Consider the following 26,136-nt stretch of genomic DNA (forward strand, 5'->3'; position numbering starts at 1 on the left):
AAACCAATAACAGCCTATTAATGAAATAAATGGATCAGTTAATTGCAATAATGACCATCAACTTGAGTGATAACTCTAGTTTTAATAACTAAAATACCGATAACTTAAATTTAATATAATCGAAATAGATATACACCTAGCCGTCTAAGTGATCACTGTCACAGATAGATAAATCCACTGAGAGAAGTGTCCCGCAGCACTGTAAATTAGCATTTCATATAGCAGCCAAGATGATCTAGATCATATTAGTCAAGCCCACAATAGCGTCTAGTACACAACACAGAATGTCGAGACCATAACTCATTGCAGTATTAACTGCTGATTTATCGGTCTGGGAAGTCGACATGAAGGCAGATGAAAAATTCTAATATCAATAATAAGACAGACCACTTTATGAAGAGGCAAGCATGACAATACTTCAACTCCTCGCCAGCTTGACGCCTGTGCTCAGTGTAATGCTATTCCTAGTATTACTCAGAATGCCCGCATCAAAGGCTATGCCCATTTCCATGCTAGTCACTGCGCTCGCCGCTGTGTTTATTTGGCAAATGGATACCACATTACTGGCGGCATCGGTCCTCGAAGGACTGCTTTCAGCCATCACACCTTTAACCATCATTTTTGGTGCTGTGTTCCTACTGAATACCCTGAAATATTCAGGTGCGATGGACACTATCCGCGCAGGTTTCACTAACATCAGCGCCGATGCCCGTGTGCAAGTGATCATCATCTGTTGGTTATTTGGTGCCTTTATCGAAGGCAGTGCAGGCTTTGGTACACCCGCCGCGATTGGCGCACCACTGCTCGTACTGCTTGGCGTGCCACCAGTTGCCGCAGCGGTTGTTGCTTTGATTGCCGACTCAGCCTGTGTGTCCTTCGGTGCGATTGGTCTACCTGTACTCTTTGGTATGGAGCAAGGCTTAACCCAAGGCGGCGTAAGCATGGCTGCGGCGCAAATTGCTGAACATGGCGGCACCTATGCTGACTTTGCGCAGTTTATTGCAATGCACATGATCACTATCGATTTAATCACAGGTTCGTTAATTCCATTAGTGATGGTATCGATTCTGACAGGCTTCTTTGGTCGCAATAAATCCTTCAAAGAAGGCTTAGCGATTTGGAAATTTGCGATTTTTGCAGGTCTTTCATTTACCGTTCCAGCGTGGATCATCAACTATGTTGCTGGCCCAGAATTCCCATCGGTTATCGGTTCTTTAATCGGTATGGCAATGGTGATCCCAGTCGCTCGCAAAGGCTACTTACTGCCTAAAGCCGCTTGGAATGATTTTGCCGAAAATGACAACCAAGAAACCGCCAAAGTGGAAACCACGGCTAAATTTTCCCAAATCGCCGCTTGGACACCTTACATCATCATGGCTGCGCTGTTAGTGCTGTCACGTACTGTTGCACCGCTAAAAGCCTGGTTATCTGGCTTTAACATCAGCTGGACAGGCTTAATGGGCACTGAACTTAAGGCGAGCTTCGCCACCTTATATGCGCCTGGTGCCTTCTTCGTTGCCGTGTGTATCTTAGGTTTCTTCCTATTCAAAATGAAAAGCCCTGCGATTAAGCAAACTGTCGGTGTGTCATGTAAGTCCATGTTACCCACCATTATTTCATTAGGTGCTTCGGTGCCTATGGTGAAAATCTTCTTAAACTCAGGTGCTAATGGTGCAGGTCTTGCCTCTATGCCAGTTGCCCTAGCCGATATGCTTGGCCAGTCAATGGGGGCGGTATGGGCATGGGTGGCGCCTATAGTAGGGATTTTTGGTGCCTTCTTATCGGGTTCAGCCACTTTCTCGAACATGATGTTCTCCAGTCTGCAATACAGTGTGGCTGACAATGTTGGCATGAACCACACATTAGTTTTGGCACTACAAGGTATAGGTGCGAACGCCGGTAACATGATGTGCGTAATGAACGTGGTAGCCGCTGCCACTGTGGTGGGTATGGCGGGTAGAGAATCAGAAATTATCCGTAAGACTATGCCAGTTGCCATCGGTTATGCCCTATTGGCAGGAACCATTGCAACCCTATGGGGTGGTTTCTAATTCATTGATTTAATTTAGCAGTCGAAGTCACTACCTATGACTTCGACTTCTGTCAGTTTACAAAGAGAGCAATGCAATGTCGATTAACTACAAATTGGTCATCGATGATCTAAGAGTGCAATTAGGCGACCACCCTGTCACGGATGATCCCGTCCGTCGTTTTGCTTGGTCCACCGATGCGAGTTACTTCAGAATCGTCCCAGAAGTCGTAGTCCATGCCGAGACCCTAGAGCAAGTTAAACAGACCTTAGCGGTAGCCAGGAAGCATAATGCGCCCGTGACTTTTAGAGCTGCGGGCACCAGTTTATCGGGCCAAGCTATCGGTGAGGGCATACTGCTCATTCTTGGCCATGATGGTTTTAGAAAGATTGAAGTCAGTAGCGATGCCAAACAAATTACCTTAGGTGCCGCTGTCATTGGTTCCGATGCCAATGCCGTATTGGCGCCACTTAACCGCAAAATTGGCCCCGATCCTGCGACCATTGCCTCGGCTAAGATTGGCGGTATTGTCGCCAATAATGCGTCCGGCATGTGCTGCGGCACGGCCCAAAACAGCTACCAAACGATTGCCTCAGCCAAGCTGCTTTTTGTCGATGGTACAGAGCTCGATACTGGCTGTGAGAAATCAAAGGCAGAATTTGCCAAAACACACGGCAAAATGCTCGATGCGATAAAAGAACTGTCGCATATGACTCGCCATAATCCAGTATTGGCGGAGCGTATTCGTAAAAAATATTCCATCAAGAATACCACTGGCTATGGTATCAACTCGTTACTCGATTTTACCGATCCCTTCGACATCATTAATCATTTGATGGTGGGTATGGAAGGTACTTTAGCCTTCATTAACGAAGTCACCTACAACACTGTCAATGAGGCTAAATTTAAAGCCTCGGCCATGGCCGTATTCCACAATATGGAAGATGCCGCCCGCGCTATTCCATTGATTAACGGAGAGAGCGTTGCAGCGGCGGAGCTCCTCGACTGGCCATCCATCAAAGCGGTAACGGGTAAGCCTGGTATGCCGGACTGGTTATCGGAATTGCCCGCATTATCCGCTATTTTGCTTATCGAATCCCGTGCCGATGACGCGCAAACCCTCGAGGCTTATACCCAAGATGTCACCGCGAAACTCGCCGGCTTTGACTTTATTCGCCCAATGGAATTTAGTACTAACCCAGCAGTTTGTGACAAGTATTGGGCAATGCGTAAAGGCTTATTCCCCATTGTGGGTGGCGAGCGGCCAAAGGGCACCTCGGTCATTATCGAAGACGTAGCCTTCGAACTCGAGCATCTAGCGGCAGCAGCACACGATATTACTGAGCTTTTCCATAAACATGGTTACCCTGAAGGCTGTATCTATGGCCATGCCCTAGCGGGTAACTTCCATTTTATTATTACGCCGACTTTCTCTACCCAAGCCGATATTGACCGCTTCCATGCCTTTATGGACGATATTGCCGATATGGTGATTAATAAGTACGACGGTTCAATGAAAGCCGAGCATGGCACCGGCCGTGCTGTGGCGCCGTTTGTCGAAAAAGAATGGGGGCAAGATGCCTACACCCTGATGAAAAGTATCAAGCAAGTGTTTGATCCTAATGGTATCTTAAACCCAGGTGTTATCCTCAACGACGATAGCAATGTCCACGTTAAAAACATTAAGCCCTGCCCTGTGGTCGATGATTTTGTCGATAAGTGTATCGAATGTGGATTCTGCGAAAAAACCTGTCCAACATCGGCACTTAACTTCTCGCCGCGCCAACGTATTGCCACTTTGCGTGAAATCGAGCGCTTAGAGCAGTCTGGCGATAAAGCCGCCGCAGCCGAAATGCGCGCCGCCGCTAAATACGATGTGGTTGATACCTGCGCCGCGTGTCAGCTTTGTACCATTGCGTGTCCAGTGGATAACAGCATGGGCCAACTGGTGCGTAAACTGCGCACGCCGTACATCAGTACCACTGAACAGAAAGTATTAGATTTCCAAGCCAAACATTTTGGTGTGGTTAACCAAGTGATCAGCTCAGGTTTTGACATGCTCGGCGTGATCCACAAGATCACCGGCGATGGCATCACCAGTGCGCTGATGAAAACCGGCCGCCTGATTTCGAAAGAAGTGCCGTATTGGAATCCTGATTTCCCGAAAGGCGGCAAGCTGCCAAAACCATCACCTGCAAAAGTAGGCCAAGAAACTGTGGTCTATTTCCCAGCCTGTGGCGGCAGAACTTTTGGCCCAACGCCTAAAGATCCCGATAACCGCACTTTGCCAGAAGTCGTCGTCACGCTACTGGAACGCGCGGGTTATAACGTGATTACCCCTGAGAAAACCCGCGATTTATGCTGCGGCCAAATGTGGGAGTCTAAGGGCGATTTTAAAAACGCCGATGCCAAACGCCAAGAACTTATCGATGCGGTGAGCAAGATGACCAATGGCGGCAAGCTGCCTGTGGTCGTCGATGCGCTGTCTTGTACCTACCGGACTTTGTCGGGTAATCCAAAAGTGCAGATTATCGACTTAGTAGAGTTTATGCATGACAACTTGCTAACTAAGCTCAACATCAGCAAAAAAGTCAATGTAGCACTGCACTTAGGTTGTAGCGCCCGCAAGATGAAACTTGAGCCTAAGATGCAGGCTATTGCCGATGCGTGCTCAGCCCAAGTGCTTAAACCTGCGGGAATTGACTGCTGTGGTTACGCGGGTGAAAAAGGCTTGTATAAACCAGAAATCAACGCCAGCGCACTGCGTAATATCAAAAAGCTCATTCCTGTCGAGATCAAGGAAGGCTATTACGCCAACCGTATGTGTGAGGTCGGTTTGACTCAACACAGTGGCATTTCCTATCGCCACTTGGCTTATCTGCTCGAAGAGTGCAGCCGCTAAAACACTGACTAAACGGGGCTCAAAGTAGCCCCGTTTTTCTTTAGAAGACAACTATTCTCATTTATCGGCTGGAACGCTTCAACCTGTAGTTAAATCACAAAATGAAATCACAATAAAGCAATTAAAATCATAAGCTTAAAATATTCTCATTTTTGCAAAAATCTACACGTTCATTTACTAAATTAGGGCTACTTATTCCGCAGAGATAGGCCTATATTTGATCAACTACCTTAGCATTTGTGTGGACATTGGGGTCGCACAGCAAGGCAATGTCGTTCACTAACAAGAAAGAGAAAACACAATGAAAATCGCCCTTTTCATCCCGTGTCTAGTCAATCAAATGATGCCAGAGGTTGCCATTGCCACCTTGGAATTATTAGAGAAACTCGGGCACCAAGTGATTCTACCCGCGGGTCAAACATGCTGTGGCCAGCCGATGACAAACTCAGGTTGCTTCGATGCAGCGCGCAGCACCACCCTTAAATTGCTCAACGCCTTTAAGGGAGTGGAATGCGACGCTATTGTTTGCCCTGCCGCCTCTTGCTTAGTGGCCGCCAAAGAAAACTTCCACGAGTTTGATAGCAGCCCAGAAGCACAAGCTGTGATCAACAAACTCTATGAACTGACTGAGTTTTTACACGATATCGCGCCGATCCCCGCCTTTACCAAGCCCTTCGCGCACAAAATCAGCCTGCAACTGAGTTGCCATGGTATTCGCATGTTGAACCTCGCCACTCCGAGTGAGCAAATGGGGCCAAGATTCAACAAAGTCGAAGCTGTGCTCGCCAATATTACCGGCATAGACATAGTGTATCCCGACCGCCGTGACGAATGCTGCGGCTTTGGTGGCACCTTCGCCGTCGATGAAGGCGCAGTGTCGGCTAAGATGGGCAAAGACAAGGCCCAAGCCCATGCTGCAACCGGTGCTGAATATGTGGTGGGTTTTGATCCCTCATGCCTATTGCACCTTGATGGCATGATCCGCAGACAGCAATTGCCGATTGAAATTCGCCACATAGCGCAAGTGCTGAACGCCGCGCTCTAGGAGACTCACCATGGCTTACAATCATAATCACGGGGCTCAAGGCTCACAGGTCCATGCCCATAAAGCCGATATTTTTTGCCGCGACGAAACCCGTGTCGACTGGCATTCAAAAGCCCTGTGGATGCTCAGAGAAAAACGCGACCGCGCCGCGGGTAGCATCCCAGAGTGGGAACAACTGCGTCAGTTAGGCTCAGAAATAAAGCTGCACACGCTAACCCATCTTGCTCAATATCTTGAAACCTTTGAACAAAACTGTATCGCCAACGGCATACAAGTCCATTGGGCCAAAGATGGCGCCGAGCACAATCGCATCGTCCATGACATTTTATCGCGCCATAATGTCAAAAAATTAGTGAAGTCTAAGTCAATGCTGACCGAGGAATGCCACCTCAATCCGTACTTAGAACAGCGCGGCATTGAAGTCATAGATACTGACTTAGGTGAGCGGATTATTCAGCTCGCTAAAATGCCACCATCGCATATTGTGGTGCCCGCTATCCATATGAAAAAGGAAGAAGTCGGCGACCTCTTCCATGAGAAAATCGGTACTAAAGCGGGGGGATCCGATCCCTTGTATTTAACCCGCGCCGCCCGTGCCCACCTGCGTGAACAGTTCCTTAGCGCCGATGCCGCGATGACAGGCGTGAACATGGCGATTGCCGATAAAGGCGCCGTGGTGGTTTGCACCAACGAAGGCAACGCCGACATGGGCGCTAACCTGCCTAAGCTGCAGTTGCATTCAATGGGCATCGACAAAGTGGTGCCCAATATCGATAGCGCAGCCGTCTTGCTACGCACACTGGCGCGCAACGCCACAGGCCAACCTGTTACGACTTACAGCGCCTTTTATCGTGGCCCACAGCCCGAAGGTGAGATGCACATTATTATCGTCGACAACGGCCGCACTGAGATGCTCAAGGATAAAATCCTTGCAGAATCATTGAAGTGTATCCGTTGTGGTGGTTGCCTCAATACCTGTCCTGTGTATCGTCGCTCTGGCGGTTACAGCTACAACTACACCATTCCGGGCCCAATTGGCATCGCAGTGGGCGCTAAGATTGATGACACTAACTCGATTGCTTGGGCCTGTACCTTGTGTGGCAGCTGTACCTATATCTGTCCGACTAAAGTGCCGCTCGATAAGATTATTTTCCACCACAGACGCCTTAAGGCTGAAGCTGGAAAACTCCCCTATGGCAAAAACAGTTACATGCCATTAGTGGGTAAATTTATGGCAAGCGAAACCATGCTGAACTGCTCTATGAGTGTGGCGAGAACCGCGCTGCGCATTCTACCGGGTAGTCTGTTAAAACCCTTTAGCGGTGCATGGGGTAAATACCGTGAACTGCCCGTCGCCCCGAACTCCAGCTTCGAAGCTTGGTTTAAGAAACACAGGAGCCTATAAGATGTCTAGTAAACTTGAAATTCTCAATGCGCTCAAACTGTCGGCCTTAACAAATCATCCTATGCCAAGCATAGATGTGACGCCAAGGGTCGAAAATCTCGTCGGCCAGTTCGAGACTAACCTCAACACGGTCGCGGGTACGCTGCATAAAGAAGGTGGCTTAGTCGCCCTGCAAGCCAAAGTCGATGAACATATCGCCCAAGGGTTACAGGTCATCTCCCTTGTAGAGGGTGTCACGGCAAACCGTGAAATGCCACCCACTGCCCACGAGCTCAAAAACATAGATTATGCAGTGATCCCAGGTGACATTGGCGTTGCCGAAAACGGTGCCATTTGGGTGAACAATAAGAATTTAGGCCACAGAGTCACGCCTTTTATCTGTGAAAACCTGATCTTAGCCCTGCCAGCGAATAAGATTGTGCCGACCCTACATCAGGCAGCTAAAGAAATCACGCTAGCCTCAGGTGAGTTCGGGGTGTTTATCGCGGGTCCATCAAAAACCGCCGATATCGAACAAGCCCTCGTCGTCGGTGCCCACGGCGCCTGCAGCTTGAACGTGTATTTGCTCTAGCACCGCGAATAAAAGTCGAGATGTAAAGTAACCAAGAAAATTCAAGGGTTATGGAATAATCGAAACACAAAAGCCGCCTTCCTTAGCGGCTTTCTGATTGAGACTTCGCTGAATGATATTTGAGTTGTAGGCTGATAAACCACTAACACAGCTTACCAATTAACGTTTATTGACTAACAGTTTAAAGGCTTGCCATGGCATTCACTCGCCGACTCGGTGAATAGAAACCTAGGGCCTCTAAGCTTATGAACGACAAGCTTATGAACGAGAGCCATGGTCGTTCTCATGCATCCCTGCATTGCACGACATTCAGGCGTCCTGCCTATCAGATAGCGAACGGGCAGTAAAACACGGATGTTGTGCAAGTCAATCCGTGGATGCAAGGCCGCCCCATCCAGCTCTTTGATGAACGGCGTCATCTCTGACATTTATTTGCGCACGTTAGTGAGCGCTTAAATATAAATATAAATTTAATATTAAGATGTTGATTTAAAGTGTGATATCGCTACGACCTAAGGCAATCGTTAGTGATAAGAAGGGGAGCTTTATTAAGTCGCTTTAACCTCGTGCGATAGCGCACATACTGAGGATACCTTGGTCGTATCCTCGACTCGGTTGGCTGTATTCTCGACTATGTCCATTAGGCATTTATAGTAAAGGTGAGTAAATGAACGAGGTATTACTACAAATAAAGGCACTCACCAATGGTGATCCTTTGTTGACGGCTGTCATTGTTGGAGTATTAACATTAACGTTAATTGGACTCGTAGGCTACATACTAAAAGATGTCCCCGCGAAGCTGTTAAGTGGGCTCAGTAGCCTGCTGTTTGTGCGGCTCACGATAGACGATAGCCATCAGGCGCGCACAGAGATATTCAATAAGCTGTCCTTTTTGATCAGTAATACTACCATTCCGTTTTTTTCACGCTCTATCTCTGAGGCTGTGTACTTTGACTATGGTATGAATTACGACGGGCGTGTCAGTGTTAAATCTATCGGCTACGGTATGCACCTGTTTAAATACGGTGGTTGTTTTATGTTGGCAACCCGTACTAAGGTCGATAGTACTATGGCATACGATACTATTACTGTAAGTGCACCATGGTGGGCAAAAGATAAACTACATAGTTTTTTAGAAGATACTCGTGGAGACATCTCTACTGAGCCAAAAGTTAATATTTTCGAAGAAACCGAATGGTGTCGCTATGGCATATTGAAATCATCGGGTTTTAGTGAATTAGTGCTAGATGAAGGATTTAAGCAGGAGTTGATGGGGGAAGTTGATAACTTCGCAAGTAGGGGGGAATCGGTTGTAAGTAAGCTAACCATACTGTTACATGGAAAAACGGGTACGGGTAAGACGGGTATAGCGAGAGCCTTAGCTGTTGAGTATCATCGCGATCTATACATATTGAATCTATCGACTGTAAATGATGCCACTATTCATAAGGCTATTAGAAAGGTACCGCCCGGAGCTATGTTGTTAATCGAGGACTGTGACTGTGTAAAGGCTACGGTATCACGAACTGCTGAAAGCAATGCAGATAACCCACCACTCACTTTAGGTGGCGTTCTAAACGCGTTAGACGGAATCATTCCTCTTGATGACTGCCTTGTAATAATGACCACAAATCATCCTGATAATCTTGACCCCGCGTTAATACGTAAAGGTCGTGTAGATATCAGTATTGAAGTACCACTTATTAGTGCAAAACAGGTTAATGAAGACTACTTTGAACGTTTTGGCGCAGTTCTTAATAGAACTGAGCCATTGTTAGGTTGTGAAGTCTATGAACTCCATCGCAGAGCGAACTTAAGATATGGTGTGTGTTGTAAGCCAGTGTAAACCTCTTCCTTTGTGATAGACGGGAGTGTCTTCAACACTTATCTGAGTTCTGCGAGGGCGCGGCCTCATTTTGAGGGGCGCTTAGAAAACCATATCGATCTGTGAAATTAACCTGACACAGAATTATGTACAGCCTCTACAAACCTCCTTGTTTAATGCTTAACCCAAGCATAGTCGGAGGTTAACAACTGCGCTATTCAGCGCTGGGTGTCACTGTATTCTTTTTCCATAGATAAATTTATTTATGCAAATAAAATCCAAACTTTTCAAGATATTGTCTATTACGTATTTTCATTTTTTCTATATATTCATTTGTTTTATCTTCCCCCATATCTAGACAAGATAAAAACTCAACCACATCGCCTTCTATTAATGGATATCCCCCCTTTGATTCTATTGCATTTCTAATTATATTTTCTCCAAGCAACTTATCACCAACACAGTAATGCAACAGGCCTAAATTCAACTGACTATAAACACCAGAAACTGATGATGGAAATAAACTTAACAGTTTAATAAAATCATTTTGTGTTTTTACATCATCAAAGTCTTTTACTCTTTGGGTAATATAATCAGCCACCTCATTTATCAATGTATCCTCATCTTTTTTAGGCGATAATAATTCAGAATTTACATTATATGAAATTAGTCCACTACGTCCTCCTCCAAGTTCCCATCCATCAAAAACCCAAAACGTTAGTGGTTCACTAGGGTAAGAAAAATGAATCAACGGGCAAAACCAAGTACAAACTAAAATACCTGTGCGAGCTTTGATAAGAAAAACACCTTTCAAAAGTTCGTCATCTGAGCTCTCTGAAACAAATATTTTTGCCAATTTAAACTTAGAAACAAAAAATAAACCACTTAAATTATCAGAAAGCTTGGAGTAAAAATTTTTATTCATATACGCCTCGTTAAAAGATTATTAATTACCTTGTACCAAAACAAAAATATGGCTATCCATTTTAGATCAAAAACATAATGCACTTTCACTTTGCCTACAACCTGCTCTGGCTAAAATGGCTTGAATAAGAGTGTTCAAAAGCAACGAGACTTCATTTGAGGCAAAAAACGTTCTAACTAATTAAAAATAGGTGCATTTCAGACGAGGACTGTCGCCCCATAGAGACTTATTTAACGATCGCTTTGGTAAATTGCGGATATAAAAAATGGCAGCGAAAAAGACTTGCGCTGCCATTTCGATGAAAAAAGCTCAGTCGATGTTTCTACAACAATCCGTTACATAAAGGCTTTAGTGAACGCTTCCTTCGACTGGCGAATATAGTTACGAGCACTTTGGGCGTGTTGCTCCCATACGGCGCGATCGCTTGGGTCGGTGAAGGGGTTTTGTTCAGTGGCAATCGAACGTTCAAACTTATCGTAGAAGGTTAGCATGGCCGAGGTGATCTGGTTAAAACGCTCCTTGAATTCTTGAAATTCATCAATCTTCTCAGTGGTTTTAATCATGTACTGCACCAGTTCAGCATTGCTATTCGAAGCCAATAAAGCTTCGGCTTTGGCGCTGATATTGGCACTCGCCTCAGTAATCACAAGTGCTCGAGTCTGCTCGTCTTTACTCATCACTCGGCTGTAGTTTTCAGGCGTGCGAGCAATGCCGGCATGCTGTAAATAGCCGCGTAGATGCTTATCGAGATCCTTACGGAACGTATCTAAGTTCTTCTGCATGCTGACTAAATCATTATCTAGTGCTGTGACTTGTTGCAGCTCTTTTTCGATTTCAGACATAAAGCGTTCGGCCTGCTGATAAATTTTCAGGCCATTTTCTTCGGCAAACTTTTTATCACTACGACTCAGGTCGCTGTTGTCATAATTAGAGCGGTCGAAGGTCGCGGCCAAGAATGATTTAAAAGGTTCGGCAAAGGCGGAATAAGCACCGGCACTGACCACATTTAAGGTCGCGGTGGCTAAATCGCCAAAGGGTTTCACCATAGAACCCAAGCGTGCCTGCTGGATAGGTGATGCCACACGTTTAGTGTCGGATAGCACCGACCTAAAGGTGTTATATCCCATAGGGTTAGACATCTTGTTGCGCTCAGAGGTTGCCAACACAAAGGTGATACTGGAATAGATGGCATTCGAGTATTCGAGGTATTGTCTTTGGCTCTCAAGCTGGGCGGCGTAGTTTTTACCTAAGGTGCGGAACGACTCAGACTGCACTTCGTAATTCTTGTCAGCTTTAAGCTTATCTAAAATCCCGCCGATAATTTTCTGCTCATTTTTTTGCAGGGCCATATCGAGGCGAATTTTATCTAAGCTCAAATCATCCAGACTGATGGGGCCATTAATGGACTCAATGTCGAGGCGAATATACTGGCGGCTGGGATCGTCGATAGAGACTCTGTGTGCTAAATACTCGTTCGCACCCGGAGTGATATCGATTAAGGCAACATGCTGCCACTGGGCATCGAGCTTTAATACTGGTGAGGTTAATACATTGATTCGATACTGGGTTTGAGTATTTTGGGTTTTAACCCAAAACTCCAATAGACCCGCTTCAGAAATGGGGTACTTGCTGACTATGCTGCTATTGCCTTCGGCACATAACAGCGCACTTTCACCACTGTGGGGTTCAGCGCCTTCAAATTGACAACCCATGATCCACGACCAAGGTTGAGATAAACGATTGCCTTCAAAGTCGCTGGCAAACACTAACTCATTCTCTTTGGCACTGGCATTAACAGTGGTTAACACGCCAAGCAACAGCATAGAAATGACTGCAGTGGTGCGCATAAGGGCCTCATAAAACATAAATTACTAAAATCAACGAGCGAGTCATTCGGCTCAATACCCAGTTATATCGACGATCAACTGACCCAAATTTCAAAGCGAATCTAGCCGGTTTTCTGAGGGTTATGACCTCGAAAAAACCGCCCGCTTGAAGGCGTCATTTTTGATAGCAGATTAAACCAGCGAAATGTATCAGAGGCCATCATCCCACGCTAGCCCTAAGTCATGTTTGGCGCAGAAAGATAGTAGTTGAATGGCAATCGGGGCCATGAATCGCCCCGATACTGAAAACAATCGTGAAATTAATGGTGAAATCAATTGTAAAATCGATTATGAAACTCAGGGAAAACTAACTACTTATGTCCGCTATTCTGGTTCTGTTCTTCCCGCTTGTCTGGCCGCTTGTCTGGCCGCTTGTCTGGCCGCTTATTTTGCCTTCTTTTGCCCTCTTCCCTCATCATCAGCGCACGCAAAAAAGCAGGCACAGACAAGACTGGAACAAAACAGAGTTATTGCAGCCGCGCCTCGACTCGCTTCATGGCGTAGAACATCCATATCGTCAGAATAGTGCTACAGGTTGCGAGCGATACCCACACACCAATCACGCCAAACATCCAAGCGAAGCAGTAGATAATCGCCGCGATCAGGATAAGTTTCGCGCCGGTCAGCATAGAGGCTTGTTTCGAGCAATTAATCGCTTGGAAGAAACTCGCACCGACTAAGATTAAGCCTTCCATCGGTAAGCCCCAGAAATACCAGCGCATCCCTTCAATCGCCACGGGCGTTAGGTTCTGATTATCGCCAGCAAACAAATACACTAGCCATTCAGGGCGAGAATAAATCAGCGCTAAGCCCAAGGCTGCGGTGAGCAGCGTCATGCCAAAGGCAATATTACGTGCTTGCTTAACTCGATCGAAACGCCCAGCGCCCGCATTAAAGCTATAAATTGGCTGCGTGCCGAGGGCAATACCTTCAAAAATCAAATAGAAGAATGCTTCTGTGTAACTGACTACGCCATAGGCTGCCACGTGTAAGGGGCCGCCCACCCACAAAAAAGCTGTATTGTGTAGGGTTAACACTATCGACAAATAAAGGTTCATCAAAAAGCTGGGTAAACCCACACGGGCTATGTTCAAGCAATTGTCGAGCTTGAGCTTCATCTGCTCAAGGTCGATCCTCAGCTGAGTGCGAGGACTGAAAAAGTGCTGCAAACACAAAAGCCCAGTCACCGCCTGCGACATCATAGTCGCAATCGCTGCGCCCGCTAAACCAAAGGGGAAGACCACAATAAACAGCCAATCTAAGAAAGTGTTTAATACACCGCCCAAGATCAGCACCCAAGTCACCATAGATGGCCGACCATCATTACGCAGCAGTGTGGTGAAGGTCATTGAAATAATGGGGAAATGACACAGGGCAAAATACCAGAACAGATATTCGTTGGCGTTTTCGAGAATGTCCCCCTGCGCCCCGAGGGCGATCAAAATATCCCGCGAGAATATCCCACCCATGAGGGCAAAAATGGCTCCCGCCAATAAACACAAACTAAAGGCATTACCGAGCAATTTACGGGCCTTAGCCACATTGCCTTGACCAAGGTTTATCGACACTAATGCCGCGCTGCCCATGCCGATCATGGCGCCAATCGCATACAAAATAGCGCCGACTGGATAGGCTAACATCATCCCCGCCAGCCCAGTTTCACCCAAATAGTGGCCAACGAAGATGCCATCAATCGTCACATAGACGCCCGTCACCAACATAGAGGCAATGGTGGGTATGGTATAGCGCCAAAAAAGCTTCGCAATCGGCTCCTCGAGCAGGCTCATATCCGCAGGAGCATGATTAGATGTTATTGCTGTCATTAGCGTTTCTCACAAAAAAGGGGCAAGAGTCGTATCTATTTAGAAAAATGATCGGGTGAACAAAAATGCGACAATGGATTGTACCTAAAATCAGCCGTAACTCAAAGCAAGTTAAGTATGAAGATGTAACCACAAAGATTAATCATCACAATGACTTAAGTCTACACAGTCCAATTTCAGTCAAATGACAAACCGAGCACAGTCCAATAACAGATGTAGGCTAACTCATCATTTTTTGCTACTTTTTTGGTGTTTAAGGCCGAATTAGGTAAAGTATCAGCTCAAGCAAGCCTATTCGCGTATTTTAGCAAGATGAAATGATTAACTATAAAAATTTAAGATATTGATAATTAATGGCTTAATTAATAATAAATTCAATAACAATAATAAGGGAAGGACATGAGTCAGAATAGTCCAAATGCAGGCAACGACCTGCGCGAAGTCAAACAGCTCGGTATGTGGGCCTCCATTACTAGCTTAGGTTATGTGTTTTGGCTGGTCGGCGGGATGGAGTTAGTCGAACGTATCGCTTACTACGGCGTCAAAGCCAGTGCGGGACTGTACGCTAAAGCGCCTGAGTCTGCGGGCGGCCTTGGCATCAGCCTAAGCGACTACGGCATTATTATTTCCCTGTGGGCGATCATGCAAACCTTTGTGCCCGTGTTCACCGGTGGAATCTCAGACCGCGTCGGCTACAAAGAAACCATCTTTGGCTCCACCATCATTAAAATTTTTGGCTATCTGGTGATGGCATTCTTTCCCAGTTTTTGGGGTTTCCTTGCTGGCGCATTACTCCTTGCCATCGGCACAGGGATATTTAAACCGGGCATTCAAGGCACCTTAGTGCTGTCCACCAATCGCAATAATACCTCTATGGCTTGGGGCATTTTTTACCAAGTCGTCAACATTGGCGGTTTCCTCGGGCCGCTAGTGGCCGTACATATGCGCCAATTATCGTGGGACAATGTGTTCTTCGCCTGCGCCGCGATTATCTCGCTCAACTTCTTATTTTTGCTGACTTATACAGAGCCAGGTAAAGCCGAGCGACTGGCACGTAATAAACAAATCAAGTCAGGGGAAGTCAAACAAGAAGCCCTGTGGCGTGATGCTTGGCGCGAGCTGAAAAAGCCAATTGTGATCTACTACATGCTGGTATTTTCAGGCTTTTGGTTCCTGTTCAATGCCCTATTCGATGTGCTGCCTATCCATATTTCCGAATGGGTCGATACCAGCGTAATTGTCACATCCCTATTTGGTAGCGAAGGCACCAGTAACGGCATTCTGCAATTTTGGCTCGGCCTCAATAACGAAGGCACTAAAGTGATGCCAGAAGGCATGCTCAACCTTAATGCGGGCCTGATCATGACCTGCTGCTTTATCGTCGCCGCACTGACGGCTAAATACCGTATTACTACCGCCATGTTTATGGGTTGTTTACTGAGTATTTTGGCCTTTGTGTTTATCGGTGCTTTCCATGCGGCTTGGTTTATCGTGCTCGCAATTGCTATGTTCTCTATTGGCGAAATGATGATTAGCCCGAAGAAAAATGAGTTTATGGGCAACATAGCGCCCGAAGGTAAAAAAGCCATGTACTTGGGCTTTGTGATGTTACCCCAAGGGATCGGCTGGGGATTAGAAGGCTACTTTGGTCCTAAACTCTATGAGATTTATGCATCGAAGGAACTGTTTTCGCGGGATTTGTTGCTAGAGCGCGGCATGAACAGCACTGAGGTTAGCGCCATTCCCCAAGGTGAGGCCTTTACTACCTTGGTGAGCTACACAGGTGAAAGCGCCCAGGATCTCACCCAGATGTTGTACCACAGCCATAACATTGGCATGGCGTGGTACATCATCGCTGCCATAGGGACTATCTCAGCGGTGGGGATTTTTATCTATGGTAAGTGGTTACTCACACTGCAAAGAGCCCAGCAAGCCGCCTAAGCGGGACTCGCTGACCTCATTCGGGGTAAGGGCGATAAAGACAAGATAAGGGCTAAATAAGGGCAAGGTGAGGAGCGATCTTCATCTTGCCTTGTCAGTATCAGAAAGGACGCGTCAGCAGCTCAGGCGTAAATTGTTCAGGCGATAGCAATAAACCTAAGCTCTCGATTTGTGCATTCAAACGATTGAGATCTTGAGTCAGCGCCGGCAAGGTCAACGTATTGTCATCGAGTTCATACACTTGCCTTAAACTCGTGTAATAAAACAGCATTATAATCAAAGCATTAACATCATTTTGCGCCGCAGCGGCTTTAATCTTAATCAACTTGCGATAGATACGATTATGAAGCTGCTTTAATTGCCACACATAATAAATTTCGCTGAAGAAAGGTTTATCCTTCAAGTTGTAAATCACTGCGCTACACAGACCCAGACTGAAAATCACCCCTAAGAGATTCAAATGGAAATTACCTGTAGGCTCGCCCGGCACAGGCGTTGCCCCAAACAGCGCAATCAGCCCTGCACCCAAAAGCAATGACAGCACTACTAAGCTAACAACTAAAATTACGATGAATAAATTCATGTTTTTACGATACAAGGTTTTATCTATTTCCTGCAGCTTCATAACATCCCGCTCAAATAGGCCGCCTAGCGTTGGCGTATCAATCAATTAGTGGCAGAGCATACCCCAATCCCCTTTATTCGGCCTTAACTGATTTAAACGCATAACTAAAATACATTTCTCATCCTCACCCGCAAGCGATACAAATTGACACCTTTAGGTATCATTAAACGATCTGAGGGATAGGATGATGTATCAATTGAAGATCAACGGCTTAATACCCTTACGATTATCACTAATCTCACGTTTATCTCAAAACATAAAAATGTTAACGTGCGCCCCAATCAAGGTAAAATTTGCTAACCTTAATCTCAGTGAATTTCATCATGGTATCGCCACCTTTTGCGAGATACCTAGCCTTAAGCTCCCGCATTCATAACACACAAGGAATGCCATGATACCCAGCAAAGCCTTTGCACAAGTCATCCTTTTGGCGCTCAGCAGCCTTTGCTTGACTGCGCAGGCCAAAGACCTGCTGGCAGTGGGTACAAGCTTCAGCCAAATTTTCGAACTACAACCCAATGGCGAATATACTGGCTTAGGTGTCGATATTTTAAATCGCTTTGCCCAGCAGCAAAGTGTGAACATTCACTATCAGATTACACCTTGGCGCCGTGCCATTTCTATGGTCGAACGTGGCCAAGCGGATATTCTGATTGGTCCCTACGATACCCCAGAGCGTGAAGCAAACTTGGCTTTTGCGACGAAAGCCTTTTACCGCGATAATATGGTGTTCTATGCCCGTGTAGGCCATGAAATTGTCTGGAATGGCGACTATGCCAGCATTAAAGGTCAACGGATTGGAAAGATGCAGGGGTGGAGTTATGGCCCGACGTTTAATGAACAAACTAAATCTTTTAATATCAATGAATTTGTCGATATTAAAAGCGGAATAGAACGCCTCTCTCGGGGTGATTTAGATTTACTCGCCACAAACAGCCGCAATACCGATGCCGTGCTCGCCCAAATCAAAATCCCTAAGGCGATTACCCCAATCACACCGATAATCGATGTCCAAGACGGTTATATGGCATTTCCGAAGCAGGCGAAATTCGATCCCTTAAGACAAAGGTTTGACCGTTTTTTCGAGGACATGATCCAAAATGGCACCTTTACGACACTCGGCCAAGAATATCGCGTAACCTTGCCTTACTGAGCCGGCGCGACTGATCATGCACGACTGTTCCTTCATGTACGACCGCTGCAACTTTATTAGCACCCGCCTAACCTATGCTCACATGTGTAATAAAGGGCGATGGGAAAGTCAGTGAGCAGTTAATCGTTAACAAAGACAGGCGAGCAACTGCAGCTCAATCTCGTCCCAATCGACGCCATTCACTGTAATCATCTCAAGTCTGGAATCTAAGGTGTCATCGAGTTCAACCACAGTAAACTCATGATCAATCCAGTTAAATCCAGCGATCCCCTCAGAGGTGATCATTACAGCCTTTAACCTCAGCAAGACTTGCCCGACGTCTGATGACTGAGTGTAACGCTGAATTAACGCCATTAATTTATCGAAATCAAACTCTTGTCTTGGTTCAAACACCCAGCCGCAGCTAAAACAGCCTTCGCCTTGATTCTGCTTGCGTACTATGCCACGTGCATCGAATTCGAGAGCGACTTCGATTGCGCCTTCGGCAAAAAGGCTTAGCTCACTCAAACGCGAACCACCCGTGCGGAACAGGCTTGGCGCTGTCGTCGGTAGGCTGCCCAGCTTTAAGCCCACGCTAGCATGCCCATTTATATTGAGTGACACGCGCCTTGGTTGGTTTAAATAATCCAGCAGCGCGCTAGGTAAAGGTTGCTGGTTAGTGTGGCTCACAACAGGAATATCAGTGCGCTCGATATGACTTAAATAGGTCTGTAACTCATAGAGTAACTTAGTATTTTCAGCGTCATATAAATCCGACTTAGTCGCGATAATCACATCGGCCACTTGCAGCTGTTGGATGAAGTTTGCATGTTCGCGATAGCGAGGATCGTGGATTTTACGCGCGTCCACCAAACATAAAGTACTGCGCAGTGAAATCACATTCTGATAATGGGGTGCACTCAATACTTTAATGATTTCATTAGGATGCCCAAGTCCAGTAGGTTCTATCAATAAGCGATCAGGTTTTGCTTTCGCAATCAACTGATTGATCGCCACTTGCGTCGGCACGCCCGCTGCGCAGCACATACAGCCCCCCGCCACCTCACGAATTTGTATGCCGTTATCGGATGAGTTCAGTAACCCCGCATCAATGCCAACCTCACCAAACTCATTGACCAGCACAGCCCAAGTCTCATCCGCGGGTTTAGTCGCCAGCAATTGTTTAATCAGAGAGGTTTTACCTACGCCTAAAAAACCTGTGATGATATTGGTGGGAATCGCTTTGATAATCATAAGGAAACTCGCTCGAATAGAAAGCTTGGCGCTCGAGTGTAGAAGTATTGGCTTTGAAGCTCAACAAAAAGCGCATCGGTGAGGATGCGCTTTTAGAATGGTGGGGCTATTTAACCAACTAAGCAAACGTTAAACAGCAAGGCTGACAGGCTCTTGGCGCTTATTAGCCTTGATTGTTGGGCTTAGCTTATTCTGGTTTAAATTATTTTGACTTAACTTATTTTGACTTGGCTTATTTTTACTTAGCTTATTTTACTTATTTTGACTTATTGGTGCGAGAGCCAAAACCTGACTTATTGCTCACCAAATTCGACTTAGGTTTAGTCGCATTAAACGGCTTACCTGAGCCAGAAGCAGGCTTAGCACGGCTAGATGATTTATCGCCACCTGCTTTGCTGTCCTGCGCTTTGCCTTTGGCGTACTTACCCTGACGAGACTGACCAATAGTACGATCCTGCGGCGCCTTATGGCTCCACTTTCCAATCGGCTTAATCGGTGCCGCGGGCGCATCACGGTAGCGGGCAGGTAAAGGCATGCCTTCTTCATAACCCGGTTGTACCGACACAGGCAATTTTTGCTCGATCAAGGCTTCAATTTCAGCGAGCATTTCATCGTCAGAAGGTGACACGAACGAAATCGCGCGACCGGTTAATCCAGCACGCCCTGTACGACCAATACGATGGATATAATCTTCGGCGAGGAAAGGTAATTCAAGGTTAATCACCATAGGCAAGGCATGAATGTCTAACCCACGTGCAGCCACATCGGTTGCCACCAGCACCCGTAATTTACTGGCTTTAAACTCTTCTAACACCCGATTACGGGCGCCTTGTGTTTTATCGCCATGGAACACGCCTGCGGCTATGCCATCAAGCTTTAATTCTTGCAATAAATGCTCGGCGCTTTCTTTCGTGCTGGCAAAAACCAGTACTTGGCGCCAATTGTTGCGGCCAACGAGTTCTGACAGCAGCTCGGCTTTGCGACGTTTATCAACGCGATACACTTCCTGCACTACTGTGGAGGCTGTTGTCGTGTCGGCAACATTCACCCACTGAGGTTCATTCAGCATTTTCTCGGCGAGTTGTTTGACCGCATCGCTATAGGTCGCTGAAAACAACATGGTTTGATGCTGCGGCGCAATTAAGCGTTTCACTTTTTCAATGTCGCGCACAAAGCCCATGTCTAACATGCGGTCGGCTTCGTCGATCACTAAGGTAGTGACGCTCGATAAATCTAACTGGAATTGGCCGATAATATCGAATAAACGACCTGGGGTTGCCACCAAAATATCAACGCCCTGCTCTACCCCTTTACGCTGGGGATTCATGTTGGCGCCGCCGTAAACCGCTAAGGTTTTCAGCGGCAGGAACTGGCTGTATTTCTGGATATTTTCGCAGACTTGGATCGCGAGTTCGCGGGTGGGAGTCATAACCAACGCGCGTAAAATCGGTTTATCATTGCTGTCGCTTGTTAAAGACTCAGCCGCCAACTTTTCAAGTACAGGCAGAGCAAAGGAAGCCGTCTTACCTGTACCCGTTTGGGCGCAGGCCATAATGTCTTTGCCTTCAAAGGCAAGCGGGATCACTTTCTCTTGCACTTGAGTGAGTTGCTGATAGCCACACTCAGTTATCGCATTCAAAATAGGAGAAGATAAACCGAGTGTTTCAAATTTCATAGGGACTCTTTAGCTAAGTAGTAAAACTTTAATGCGAGGTGATACTCAATGCCCCAACGCGGGGCCGCGGAGTCTAGCAAAATCCGCGGCGTTTTTATAGGCAATTATCATCCCGCGGTCAATATCCTCTTAGACACGGGAAACTAAAGGCGAAGCTTGCAGGTATTTTTGGGTGAATTCAGCGGCAGGCACAGGTCTTGAGAACAAGTAACCTTGGCCGTAGTCACAACCTGCTGCCAACAACACTTGGCGCTGCGCCTCGGTTTCGACACCTTCGGCAATCACCTTCATTCCCAATTTGTGGGCCATTACTATTATCGCCTCACAGAGAATTTGATCGTTTGAATCGGTATCAATATGGCGGGTAAAAGATTGATCAATTTTAAGATAGTCGATATCAAACTTTTTCAGATAGGCGAGTGACGAGTAGCCGGTACCAAAATCGTCCAGCGACACTTGCACGCCCGCATCACGGTAGGCCAGTAGTTTTTCGGTCACCCCCATACTGGCATCCAATAACAAGCCTTCGGTAATTTCAACGCACACGCCCGCGCCTGTAATATTAAGATCTTGCAATAACTTCAACCAATCATTGAGCAGCGTGCCTTCATCACGAAATTGGATTGGGGATTTATTGACGCTGATTTGGATTTCAACCCCTAATTCATGACGCCACGCCGCACTCTGGCGAGCGGCTTGCTCGAACACCCAATTGCCGATTTCAACAATCAAGCCAGTGTCTTCCGCAACAGGAATAAACTCAGCAGGCGACACAGCACCACGCTCTGCATGATGCCAGCGGATCAAGGCTTCAGCCTTGGTCACTTCACCCGTTGCTAAGGCAACAATCGGCTGATAATGCAGTTCAAATTCTTTATTCACGACCGCTTGACGTAAGTCTTGGATCAAGCGCATGCGGTATTTGGCGTATTCCTGCATCGATGGGGTGAAATAGTTGAAGCGATTACGCCCTTGATCTTTCGCCGCATACATAGCCTGATCCGCATGCTTGAGAAGCCCTTCAATACTGGTCGAATCATCGGGATATAAAGTAATCCCAATACTGACGCTGATATAAGCGGTTTCTTCCCCCAGCACATAGGGTTCGGCAATTCGTCGCAAAATATTCTCGGCGACGCGCTCAATCCCCTTATGGTCTTCCATCGAACTTAACACCACAGTAAATTCATCGCCGCCAAGACGCGCCACGACGTCGGCATCACGCACACAGGATTTCAAACGACTCGCGGTTTCTATCAGCAGTAAATCGCCCATGGCATGGCCTAAGGTGTCATTCACTTCTTTAAAGAAATCTAAATCCAAGAACAATAAGGCAAAGTGGTTGCGATTGCGGTCGGCATTTTTCACTTCACTGCTTAAATACTCCAACAACATGCGCCGATTAGGCAACCCCGTCAGCGTATCGTAGTTAGCCTGTTTCCAAATCAGATGTTCATTTTGCTTCTTATCGGTAATGTCTGAGAACAGGGCAACACGTCGATAGGGATGGCCTTCTTTGTCATTAATGGTATTGATGGTTAACCAGATGACATATTCCTCGCCATTTTTGCGCCGCTGCCACATTTCCCCCTGCCATTGGCCTTTCTCGCGGATATCATTGTTCATTTTGGTGTAAAAATCACGGCCATTGAGGTCACAATAAAGCAGCCGAACATGTTGCTCCCGCACTTCAAATTCACGATAGCCCGTCATCACACTAAAGGCGGCGTTGACGGTAATAATCACGCCCTTTTCATCGAGGACACTCATGGCTTCAGAGCTGTTATCGTAAACCAGTGCCGACAATTTTAAGGATTCTTCGATAAGTTTTGCGTCGGTAATATCGGTATAGGTTCCGCACATCCGCAGGGCATTGTTGTTTGCATCTCTGCTCACGACTTTACCTGTATCAAGGATCCACCGCACCTTACGGTTTACGGTATTTAAGCGGTACTCCATCTTATGTTGCGCCGTTTCGCCACGAATATGGGCCTCAATCGAATGCAGCACTTTAGGTCTGTCTTCGGCGACTATCGCATCCATCCATTGGCGACTATTAGCGTTGAGCATATCAACATCGCAGCCAAGAATATCGGCGCTGCGGGCGTTACGTTCGATACGATCATGACGAATATCCCAATCCCACACCCCAAGATCGCTACTGCTTAACACCAGTTCGAGTTGTTCACGGCTAGCGAGCACCTCTTGATCAGCTCTGGCCTGTGAGGTGATATCAATAAATCCGGCAATCACCAACTGCACGGCATGATTACCACCGCGCTTACAGGCGACTGTCATATGGGTGTAAACCACGCTACCGTCTTTAACGATAAAACGTTTATCCATCTCGTAATTATCGATATCCCCCCGCAGCATAAGCTCAAATTTCGACGCATCCGCTTCTAAATCATCGGGATGGGTAATTTGCGTCCACGTCATCCGTAGCAATTCAGCTTCTGAATATTTGAGCATTTGACATAAACGTGGATTCACCTTTATCCACTTTTTATCTATTCCCGTTATTGCAATACCAATATTGCCCGCGTTAAATTGGCTCCTAAAAAGAAAATCATCCTGCAAGCGAATTTGTTCATCACGCTCTAATTCAAAACGTCGCGATAACAAGCGGCTCAATAGCCAAGTCGCAATGGGGAAAATGGTGAGCACAGGTAGGGTGACTTGTTCTAGTAAGGGCATTCCGATGCCATTGGGTAAAAATACGAACCACAACAACATCACGATATGAACGGTATAGGCAAAGAGAAAAATTTCTCCACCTGAAATATTGGCTAACAGAGACTTACGATATTGACGCCAGATCACCCCAATTAACCCGGATGACACTATCACGCCGACGCCAATCCACATCCCCGCGCCACCAATGCTGATGCGATATAGCGCCGTCATCACTACAGCAATAAAGGTCGGCAAACCACCGAAAAAGAGGCCTGAAATACAGAGGATAACCGAGCGAGTATCGAAAAAAACGCCCGGTTGATATATCCAAGGCGTGCTCATGATGGTGATACCAATACCACCGATGAGCATCCCAATAATGATGCGCCACAGCAAGAAATACTGCCGCTGATGCTTTTTAGGGATCACGTCGTACAAAAATACCAACGCCAGCAGCAAAGCCGCATTTTGCACTAACGGAAAGAGAATACCTTTATCCATGACTCAGGGAGCGACTCCAATAAATGAGGGGGCTTGATACAATTTTAACATTCCCCTCACTAGTGTAGCAGAATCACTTAGAAATCATGCGCTAATTCCTTTTACCACATCACACTTTGTATATGCTGCATCACACTTTGCAATAGAGTTGTTGACGATATTGTTCAGCAATGGAATGCCAGTCAAAACGCTGTCCCATGGCTGCTGCACGCACCTTTGACCATGTTTTCCCCTCGAAACAAGCAATGGCTTGCATCAACCTTTGCAAAAACGCTTCGGCTTGCTCGTCTAAGCTATTGCCGTTAAAAGCAAAGCCGGTCACGCCATCCTCAACGGTATCCTTCAATCCGCCCACACCATGCACTAAGCAAGGTTGTCCGGCGCGCATGGCCAACATTTGACTGATGCCACAGGGCTCAAAGGAGCTTGGCATCAAAAATAGATCGCCATGCTGATACAGTGCTTCGGATAACGCCTCATTGTATCCTTGCAAAAATAATAGGTTATCGTATTTAGCCCCTAACACTTGGAAGGACTTAGCAATCGATGCATCGCCACTGCCGAGTAAAATCAGCAGCGCCGTCGGTTTTGTCTGCTTCAATGCTTTAAGTAAGGTTTCAAGCACAGATAAACCCGAGGGCAATTGATGACGCAGCAGTAAGACTTTTTGATCGGTCAAGCGGCCCACCGAAGTCAATAGCAGACTCGGTACTTGCTCCGCCATCGCTTGACGCCAATGGGCTTGGGTGCGGGCAAAAGCAATCATGTCCACGCCACTCACTTGCGTTTGATGCCCCTGCCATTGCACTAACGCAGTTTCAACCGCACTCAGCAATTGCTTGAACTCGGGTACTTGAATACGCGCAGGTGGCTTAGCGGGTAAATCCGATACTGACGAATATACACAGCCATTTAAAATCCCCACCACTTTGTCATCATTGGCCTTGGCCTGTAAGTCTTGCTCTAGCCCTTCGCCACCAAAGAATCCCGCTTCTGGTCTGGAGGGCTGCAACACTTCCTTGGCATAACTGGGTGAGACTAAATGCACTTTGTCGCTTAACACTATGCCCATGCGCATAGGGTTAACACAGTAGGGATAACGGGGATCGGTGATCAGCTGTTTTTGCCCCTGCGTTAAAGACGCAAATAGCTCGGGAAACCATGCCGCAAACGAGGACGAGTCTTGGCTTAGGGGACGTATCCCCTGCAGCGCCAAATTGTGGATGGAGAACACACACTCAATTTCTTTGAGAGCACTGAACTCAGGCACAAACGCCCTTAGCATGGCTAAGCAGCCCGCATGCCAATCATGTAAATGCAGCACAGCCGGCATTGGCACTCGACCCGTGGCTAATGCCGTGGCGACACTCGCGCAAAGGAAAGCAAACTTAGTTGCATCGTCGGCAAAAGGACGCTCGGCGCTGCCTTGGCTATAAATTTGCCCAGGTACGGATTGCCATAATGCATGTTCGAGCAGATAAATCATCGCCTCTGGCACTTGAGGATGGGGCATGGCAAACACGTGCACCCGCTCCAATCGGCCGCCAAAGGCCACAGTTAACTCACCCAAATCTTGGGGTTGATTCGCGACCGCAGTCAAAAAGCCATAGCTTGGCATAATCACATCGGCGCACAAATCCACACCCGCCAAAGCGTCGGGTAAGTCACGGATCACATCCGCCATACCGCCAACCTTGGCGCCCGCAAGGGCACCGTTTTCAGCCGCGACCATTAAAATGCGTTGTTTCAATTAATTGGATACTCCCGCTACTTCATTTCAGCGGCTTATTAATAAGCTGACTGTACCTAAGCGCTAAATCTAAGGGCTTAATCTAAACACTTAACTTAAGCCCGTACTTAAAGCTCAAACTTAAGCCCGTTCCTAAGCCGTTTGTGCTCATTATGCTTGGCGACTCAAAA

16 protein-coding genes are annotated in these 26,136 nt (G+C 46.8%); 8 read left to right on the plus strand and 8 right to left on the minus strand.

The genetic code is table 11. The annotated features are described in order from the left end of the window. The first annotated feature begins 407 nt into the window (after positions 1 to 407). The 6 genes from Q4Q49_RS07345 (at position 408) to Q4Q49_RS07370 (ending at position 9,799) form a co-directional block, all read left to right on the plus strand. A complete protein-coding gene (locus tag Q4Q49_RS07345; RefSeq protein WP_311999005.1) occupies positions 408 to 2,051 on the plus strand; it encodes an L-lactate permease in 1,644 nt (547 codons plus the stop codon). Between the two features lie 76 nt (positions 2,052 to 2,127). Further along, positions 2,128 to 4,932, plus strand: coding sequence for an FAD-binding and (Fe-S)-binding domain-containing protein (locus tag Q4Q49_RS07350; protein WP_311999006.1), 2,805 nt, complete (start codon positions 2,128 to 2,130; stop codon positions 4,930 to 4,932). A gap of 301 nt (positions 4,933 to 5,233) precedes the next feature. Continuing rightward, complete coding sequence (locus tag Q4Q49_RS07355; RefSeq protein WP_006080877.1) at positions 5,234 to 5,977, plus strand: (Fe-S)-binding protein; 744 nt, start codon at positions 5,234 to 5,236, stop codon at positions 5,975 to 5,977. A gap of 10 nt (positions 5,978 to 5,987) precedes the next feature. Further along, positions 5,988 to 7,382, plus strand: coding sequence for a lactate utilization protein B (locus Q4Q49_RS07360; RefSeq protein WP_311999007.1), 1,395 nt, complete (start codon positions 5,988 to 5,990; stop codon positions 7,380 to 7,382). 1 nt (position 7,383) lies between these two features. Further along, complete coding sequence (locus Q4Q49_RS07365) at positions 7,384 to 7,953, plus strand: LUD domain-containing protein (protein ID WP_006080875.1); 570 nt, start codon at positions 7,384 to 7,386, stop codon at positions 7,951 to 7,953. Between the two features lie 667 nt (positions 7,954 to 8,620). Continuing rightward, positions 8,621 to 9,799 (plus strand): AAA family ATPase, encoded by a 1,179-nt coding sequence (locus Q4Q49_RS07370; RefSeq protein ID WP_311990155.1) that lies wholly within the window; start codon positions 8,621 to 8,623, stop codon positions 9,797 to 9,799. Positions 9,800 to 10,037: 238 nt separating this feature from the next. Here the strand turns inward: Q4Q49_RS07370 and Q4Q49_RS07375 are convergent, their stop codons facing one another. The 3 genes from Q4Q49_RS07375 to Q4Q49_RS07385 form a co-directional block, all read right to left on the minus strand. Further along, on the minus strand, positions 10,038 to 10,703 hold the full coding sequence (locus Q4Q49_RS07375) for a hypothetical protein (protein WP_311990156.1): 666 nt from the start codon (positions 10,701 to 10,703) through the stop codon (positions 10,038 to 10,040). Between the two features lie 335 nt (positions 10,704 to 11,038). Further along, the gene (locus tag Q4Q49_RS07380; RefSeq protein ID WP_006085141.1) at positions 11,039 to 12,550 is read right to left on the minus strand and encodes a hypothetical protein; all 1,512 of its coding nucleotides are present in this window, start codon (positions 12,548 to 12,550) and stop codon (positions 11,039 to 11,041) included. 506 nt (positions 12,551 to 13,056) lie between these two features. Continuing rightward, positions 13,057 to 14,412, minus strand: a complete 1,356-nt coding sequence (locus Q4Q49_RS07385; protein ID WP_063882661.1) for an MATE family efflux transporter — start codon at positions 14,410 to 14,412, stop codon at positions 13,057 to 13,059. Positions 14,413 to 14,811: 399 nt separating this feature from the next. Here Q4Q49_RS07385 and Q4Q49_RS07390 point away from each other — a divergent pair, with 399 nt between their 5' ends. Then, positions 14,812 to 16,353: an MFS transporter gene (locus Q4Q49_RS07390; protein WP_311999008.1), complete on the plus strand. Its 1,542-nt coding sequence runs from the start codon at positions 14,812 to 14,814 to the stop codon at positions 16,351 to 16,353. 100 nt (positions 16,354 to 16,453) lie between these two features. Here the strand turns inward: Q4Q49_RS07390 and Q4Q49_RS07395 are convergent, their stop codons facing one another. After that, positions 16,454 to 16,978, minus strand: a complete 525-nt coding sequence (locus tag Q4Q49_RS07395; RefSeq protein WP_311999009.1) for a DUF3087 family protein — start codon at positions 16,976 to 16,978, stop codon at positions 16,454 to 16,456. Positions 16,979 to 17,369: 391 nt separating this feature from the next. On the opposite strand from Q4Q49_RS07395, the gene Q4Q49_RS07400 reads away from it, so the two are divergent. Then, a complete protein-coding gene (locus Q4Q49_RS07400; protein ID WP_012088656.1) occupies positions 17,370 to 18,131 on the plus strand; it encodes an ABC transporter substrate-binding protein in 762 nt (253 codons plus the stop codon). A 126-nt stretch (positions 18,132 to 18,257) separates the two neighbouring features. Here Q4Q49_RS07400 and Q4Q49_RS07405 read toward each other — a convergent pair whose 3' ends face one another. The 4 genes from Q4Q49_RS07405 to Q4Q49_RS07420 all read right to left on the minus strand — a co-directional run bounded on the left by Q4Q49_RS07405 (position 18,258) and on the right by Q4Q49_RS07420 (position 25,966). Beyond that, positions 18,258 to 19,364, minus strand: coding sequence for a GTP-binding protein (locus Q4Q49_RS07405; protein WP_311999010.1), 1,107 nt, complete (start codon positions 19,362 to 19,364; stop codon positions 18,258 to 18,260). 256 nt (positions 19,365 to 19,620) lie between these two features. Then, the gene (locus tag Q4Q49_RS07410) at positions 19,621 to 21,039 is read right to left on the minus strand and encodes a DEAD/DEAH box helicase (RefSeq protein WP_311999011.1); all 1,419 of its coding nucleotides are present in this window, start codon (positions 21,037 to 21,039) and stop codon (positions 19,621 to 19,623) included. Between the two features lie 129 nt (positions 21,040 to 21,168). Further along, a complete protein-coding gene (locus tag Q4Q49_RS07415; protein WP_311999012.1) occupies positions 21,169 to 24,216 on the minus strand; it encodes an EAL domain-containing protein in 3,048 nt (1,015 codons plus the stop codon). A gap of 130 nt (positions 24,217 to 24,346) precedes the next feature. Beyond that, positions 24,347 to 25,966, minus strand: a complete 1,620-nt coding sequence (locus Q4Q49_RS07420; RefSeq protein ID WP_311999013.1) for a glycogen/starch synthase — start codon at positions 25,964 to 25,966, stop codon at positions 24,347 to 24,349. Positions 25,967 to 26,136: the final 170 nt, after the last annotated feature.

Origin of the sequence: Shewanella sp. SP1S1-7, assembly GCF_031932105.1 — a bacterium.
In the GTDB taxonomy this organism is placed as follows: domain Bacteria; phylum Pseudomonadota; class Gammaproteobacteria; order Enterobacterales; family Shewanellaceae; genus Shewanella; species Shewanella baltica.